This window comes from Janthinobacterium sp. BJB401, assembly GCF_013372745.1.
Classification (GTDB): Bacteria; Pseudomonadota; Gammaproteobacteria; order Burkholderiales; family Burkholderiaceae_D; genus Janthinobacterium; species Janthinobacterium rivuli.
Map to the genome: position 1 here is coordinate 71,284 of NZ_JABXFH010000029.1, position 6,000 is coordinate 77,283.

Consider the following 6,000-nt stretch of genomic DNA (forward strand, 5'->3'; position numbering starts at 1 on the left):
ATTTTGATTTAATCAAACCGTAACAATATGGCTATGCATATTTTGCGACAAGTTATTAAAAGTCAAAATTAACGGCAAATGAAATATGATATTTTCAATCAGTCTTTCAATACCTTCAAACCAGCGGCACCCAAACCAAACTGATAGAAAATTGCTGTCCAGTCTTTCACGCTCTGCATGAAAGTGCTGCGATCGATTTTCTCTGGCACGACGACAGTATCGCCTGGATTGACCGCATTACCGCCAATGCCACCGAACCAGCCGCTGGCTTGACTACTAGCGGCTGTACCATCGGCACGAATCACATATATTTCAGACTTGTCGGCATTGGATGTAACACCACCAGCCTGCCTCACATAATCGTTTACCGTACGTTGTGGACGGTAAACAAAGGCGTTTTGCTGGAAGACCGAACCCAGCACATCGACAGTGCCGGGACGGCGCGGAATCAGAATGGAGTCGCCGTCCTGCAGCGGCAGATCGGGCAGGTTTTTGACCTGCGTGTCGACACCTGGCAAATCAAGAACAATGCGGCCCTCTGCCTTGATGCTGCGCAGTTTTTGTGCGATACGGCGCTGCTGCTCGACTTCGGCCACAGCCTTCGCCGCGTTATCCTTATCGTTGCTTGCTGCCATACGTTGGGTGGCATTCGACTCCATATCGCGCTCAAAACGGTCAGCTACCTGATCCAATTTAATTTGCTGTGCACGGCGTACGGATTCACGGTTCAACTGTGTCGCGTACAGGTAGCCGTTTTCATTGGCGCCGCCGACACGTGCGACCAGCTCGCGCAGGGTTTCGCCTTTTTTCAACAGGAAGATTCCGCTCTGCTTTGCTTCGCCGGCCACGCGCACATATTCATTCTGAATTTGTGCCTGCACAGGTACGGCGCCTGGCGCGAATACGCGCAAAATATCGGTCGGTTTGACGGCAATGCCGGCCAACTGACTGCTAGAGACACCTTTGTCAGCCACCAGTTCCAGCACGGTCTTGTATTGGTTATCGACGTTTTTCTCGACGATCACCTGCTTCGTTTCCGCAGCCGAATCAAAGCCGCCGGCCCAGCTCAAGACATCGGCCAGGCTGGCATTGCCCTTCAATTCAAAAATGGCCGGTTGCTTCACGCTACCGGTCAAAGCCACCAGCGGGCCGACTTCAGGAATATAGATCACGTCGCCGTCGCGCAAAGTGACGTCGCGGCTCTTGTCGCCTTTGACCAGCATGTCATACAGGTCAAAGGTGCTGATGGTGTCCTTGCCGCGCTTGAGCTGGATATTGCGCATGCTGCCGGTGGCATCCGGACCGCCCGACGTAAACAGGGCATTGAGCAAGGTGCTCATGGAATTCAAGGTATACGTGCCAGGACGAACGGCATGGCCAACCACGTACACTTGCACGGCGCGCGTTTGCGCGATGCTCGCCGTCAGGTCAAAATTGGTGTAAATCTTGCTAATGGCTTTCTTCAGGTAGCCCTGCAGATCCTTGTACTGCACGCCGCTGACCTTGATGGAGCCGACGCGCGGAATGAAAATCGCACCGCTGCGGTCAACCGTGGCGCTGACGTCGATGTCGACCATGCCCCAGCCGCGTACCTGCAACTCGTCACCCGTGCCAATCACGTATTCCTGGTTCACCTGGACGCCATCGAGCGGTGCGAAGGTGGACGGCACATCACTGAACAGATCCTTGCCGAAGATGCTCAGTTTTTTGCCTGTCACGCCATCGACATACTCTTCGAAAGCACCGGCCTTGGTACCTGTCGCAGCCTGCTTGCTGAGATTATTGGCAGCCAGCGCTTTCTCCTGGCGCGGATCACTGCGGCCGCTACGGATACTCGGCAAGGTACCTGCGCCCGACTCACTTGCCTGTGCGCGAGACAGGTTCGAGCGCGACATGTCAGCCATGTCCAGGTCCTGCCCTGCGGCGTAGGCAGAAGTTGCGCCCAGCAGGCAAGCCGAGAAAATGAGATGTTTCACGAAAGGCGGGGAAGTACGAAGTTGCTTTTTCATGCTGGTCTTTGTCTGAAGAAATGATGTTGTATGATTAAAGGGAGCGCCATGCGCGCTTAATACTTGCCCTGCCAGGTCACGCTGATTTCTTTCGGTCCGGGATTGATCGACAGACCCGATTTGCTCTGGTCGCGCTGCGCGTGCCACAGCCAGCTGCCCATGGCGTAGCCCAGGATGCCGCCGGCGACCGTGTCGGAGACCCAGTGCTTGCGGCCAAACACGCGGCCGGCGGAACCGACGGCGGCCACGCTGTACAGCCATGGCGCATCATATTCCTTGGCAAACGGCGTCACGGCGGCAAAACCGATCGCGGCATGCGCGGAAGGGAACGAGGAATTCGAGCGGGAATTGCCGCTGCCGACGCGGCTCCACGTTCCGAGGTCTTCCTCTGGACGGGCGCGGCCAAACGCATATTTGCCGGCCACCGCCAGACCCGTAGCCGCGGCAACCGATTGCAGGGAAATGAGTCCCGTATTTTGCATGCGCTCATCGCCCAGGGCGAAGGCGGCGGCAGCGGCGCCCACTGCCGCGTACGGCATGGCCTTGCCCAGCTTGTCCCAGTTGCGGTAAACCTTGGAATCTTCATGTTTCTTGACAAAACGGTCGACCGGTTTGTCGGCCAGCGCGGAAGCCACCACCACACCGCCGACCACCGCCGTCGCCTTGAGCCATTCAGGGGCGCTAGGCGTAGCAGATGCGGATTGCTCCAGACGCGCGCGCATGGCGGGCCATGGGCTGACAAACGGCCGGTCCGGCGGATTGACGGCAGGCAGATGCTGTTCGTCCGGGCGCTCGGCAAAGTTGCCCAGGCCATCGTAGCTGTGCATGTCGGCGCGCGGGCGCTCGAGCATGTCGTACAGGTCGCCCGGCGAGGCCACCATCTGCCCCACGTCGCGCGTCCATGGCGCAATGGCAAAACCGGCCGTCGATTGCGTGTCCATCGGCAACATGCTGTTCAGCGGCACGGACATGAAGATGCCACGGTCCTGGTATGGCTTCGATGGCGTGCCGGGGCTGGTGATGTCGTTGCCGTTCGTATGCGTGTACCAGGCGCCGACTTCGATGCCGGACTGGAAGCGGCGCTTGAATTCCATGCGCACGCCCGTGTCTTTTGCCAGGAAGCGGCCGGCACGCGCCGTCACGGTAATGTCGTGCGGCAAGCGGTAATGCAGGGAACCGATCGCCGTCACCGTCTTGTAGTCGCGCGAATCGAGCAAACCCTTGTAGCCTCGCTGTTGCAAGGCATCGACGGCCACGTCGGCCGCCCAGCGGCTATCCTTCGGCAGGTACAGCACCTGGCCGCCCACGCCGCGGAACATGTCTTCATACAGGCCGGCCGACATGCGGGTATAAACGCGCTCGGCAGGATTGTTGTATTTATTCAGCAAGACGCGGCTCAGCGAGAAACGCCCGCCGCGCAGATATTCCGCGATATCGGTACGCACGTGCGGCAAGTTGCTGTTCGATGGCTGCTTGACGCCCGATACCGTTTCCAGCAACTGCAGGCTGGCGGCGCTGTTCAGGTACAGGCCGTCACCGAGGCGGCGGTCGTAGTTGGCCACGGCCGAAATCGAATAGCGGAAAGCGCCACTCGGGTCATTGAAGAAGAAGCCCACCTTGGGAGCGACCTTGAAGCGGTTCGCTTCCCGGTCCAGCGATTTGATTTGCACCACGTCGCCATCGACGCCGACGCCGACAGCCAGCTTGCCATCATCGCTCAGGACGTTGGCGGCCCTGGCGGGAGCCGGTGCGGCGGCAAGCGCGGGAGCTGCGGCAAGTACCGGCGCGGGCGCAGGCGCTGGTGCAGGCGCGGCGGCAACGACGGGCGCCGGCTTGTCGAGGAATTCCTGCAGCCAGCCTTGCTGATCGTCCCGGATGACATCGCTTTTCTCCGGATAGCGCAGCAGCACGACGTCGAGGAAGGCCTTGCGGTCGATCTTGCCTGCCAAATAGTCGTTCAGTTTTGGCAAATCAAAGAATTCGTAGGTGGCGATTGGCTGGTCCAGCTTGGTATACGTGATGCGCAAGGTCGTCACGCCCTTCGGCGTGAAAGCGACAGCCGTGCGCGCGGCGCGGCCAACGGCGCGGCCCATGTTTGAAATACGGCTATTCGTCAGGCTCAGGCTCAGGACATTGCCCTCTTGCTCGACACGGATATTTTTATAGTCCTGTTTTACCAGAGCATTGACCAGGTCGGCGCCATACACGGGGTCGCGGTGCCATTCTTCCTTGCTCGGCAGCGGTGGCGGATTCTTGTCATCGACGAAATACGCCGGTTCGTACACCTTGGGGACAAACTCGCGTTCGCCAAACGGAATGCTGATAAAGGCGTTCACGCTGAACTGGTCACGGCTGCGTGCCGCTTGCAAGGCTAACCAGCCCCAGCGGTATTCCAGGCCCACGGAAGCGCCCTTGCGGCGTTTGTCCGCCCCGGTTTCGCTGGCGCGGATATCACGTTGATAATTCGTCGCATCATATTCAGCCACCATCGACCAGCGCGGCAATGCCTTCGGCGTCCAGCGCATGCCGGCAAACACGCCGTCCGGGCGTTTATGGGCATAGCCCAGGCTCGCTTCGATATTCTTGCTGGCGCCAAAAGTCTTGGTGGCAACGACATATTGCCCCTTGAACAGCTCGGTACCAAACAGATCCGTCATGCCGACAGCAACGGACGGCAACCACTCCGTTTCCGTCCACAGGCGCAATTTACCGTCAACAACCTTATCTTTATAGCGGCCGTATCCTTTGCCATACTCTGCATCACTGCTGCTAAATGCAGGAATGCCCGTGATCGACACATAGCGTCCCGTCATTTGCAGGAAAGGCAGGATATTCGCCGTCGCCCACAACTGGCCATACGGACTGTCGTAGCTGTAGCCGACGCTGAAGGTGCCGTCCGTTTCCACCACGGCGCTGGGCATATTGATATACCCGGATTGGCCACCATGATTCGGGGTCGCGGCCATCACCGAAGGCGCGCCAAGCACCAGACAGCCACACCAGGTATATTTGATTGATTTTCTGAGTACGCTTAACAAATCCGGCTACCTAAAAGATCCTGCACCTGGAATTCCTGACAATATATTCAGAAAATCAATGAGCTTGGGGAAACGTGAATGAAACGAAAAAAGGCCAACCGACGGGCATCTTGCAATGCCACGCATCAGTTCGCCACTAAAACTGGGCACTCCCGGGCAATTGATCGTTGCTTAACCATGCCTCAGGAATGTATGTCGCAGAATTTTAACATTGTTTTCTTGTAGCAAATGCTTAACTTGTTTCCCTTGCGCCACACCTATCCATGCAGCGCAAACGCCGCCTGCAGCCCTGCATCACGCTTGAACTGTCACTTCAAACTGCCAAACACTTTGCCGATAATCTTGCTGCCATAGGCGAGCGGATTGCTGCGGATGGCTTTTTCTTCCTCGCCGATCATCAGGTACAGGCCGTCAAGCGCACGGTCCGTGACATAACCTTCCACCGTCGATTGCTGCTGCGGCACCAGTCCCGTCTTGCCGATCTGGCTCATGGTGCTGTTGTACTTGCTGGCCAGGCCGGAACGGTCGGTCACGGATTTCACGATGGGCAGGAATTTGACGGCCAGGGGCGCCGAGGTCTTCTGGCGGAAGAAATCCGTGACGGAGGTATCGCCACCGGAGAGGATATTTTTCGCATCGCTCACGCTCATCGATTTGACGGCGTCGAGCAGCAAGGGCTTGGCCATCGGCACGGCCGACTCCGCGGCACGGTTCATCGACACCACCAGGTCGTCCAGTTGCTGGCCGCGGCCCGTCATTTTCAGCAAGGGCTTGGCTTGCTCCAGAATACCGGGCAACTTGATCTTGACCTTGTCATTGTTCAAAAAACCATTTTCGATGCCCAACTTGGCAACGGCGGCGGCCGATCCAGCGTCCAGCGCCGCTTTCAAGCCATTGCTCGCATCCTGGTTGCTGAGGGCATCCAGGGGGCCGGCGCCCGCGCCCGGCCCCAC

At 58.2% G+C, this 6,000-nt stretch carries 3 protein-coding genes; all 3 read right to left on the reverse strand.

Annotation, left to right across the window (positions count from 1 at the left end):
* Nucleotides 1-98: 98 nt before the first annotated feature.
* Nucleotides 99-2,009, reverse strand: a complete 1,911-nt coding sequence (locus tag HWE17_RS18475; RefSeq protein WP_176389736.1) for an SLBB domain-containing protein — start codon at nucleotides 2,007-2,009, stop codon at nucleotides 99-101.
* 56 nt (nucleotides 2,010-2,065) lie between these two features.
* A complete protein-coding gene (locus tag HWE17_RS18480) occupies nucleotides 2,066-4,975 on the reverse strand; it encodes a YjbH domain-containing protein (RefSeq protein ID WP_176389737.1) in 2,910 nt (969 codons plus the stop codon).
* Nucleotides 4,976-5,355: 380 nt separating this feature from the next.
* Nucleotides 5,356-6,000, reverse strand: coding sequence for a DUF4197 domain-containing protein (locus tag HWE17_RS18485; protein ID WP_369681747.1), 645 nt, complete (start codon nucleotides 5,998-6,000; stop codon nucleotides 5,356-5,358).

Excerpts from the sequence above, each read along its gene's own strand:
- HWE17_RS18475 (WP_176389736.1), bottom strand. The coding sequence starts at position 2,009 with ATGAAAAAGCAACTTCGTACTTCCCCGCCTTTCGTGAAACATCTCATT.
- HWE17_RS18480 (WP_176389737.1), bottom strand. The coding sequence starts at position 4,975 with ATGGCCGCGACCCCGAATCATGGTGGCCAATCCGGGTATATCAATATG.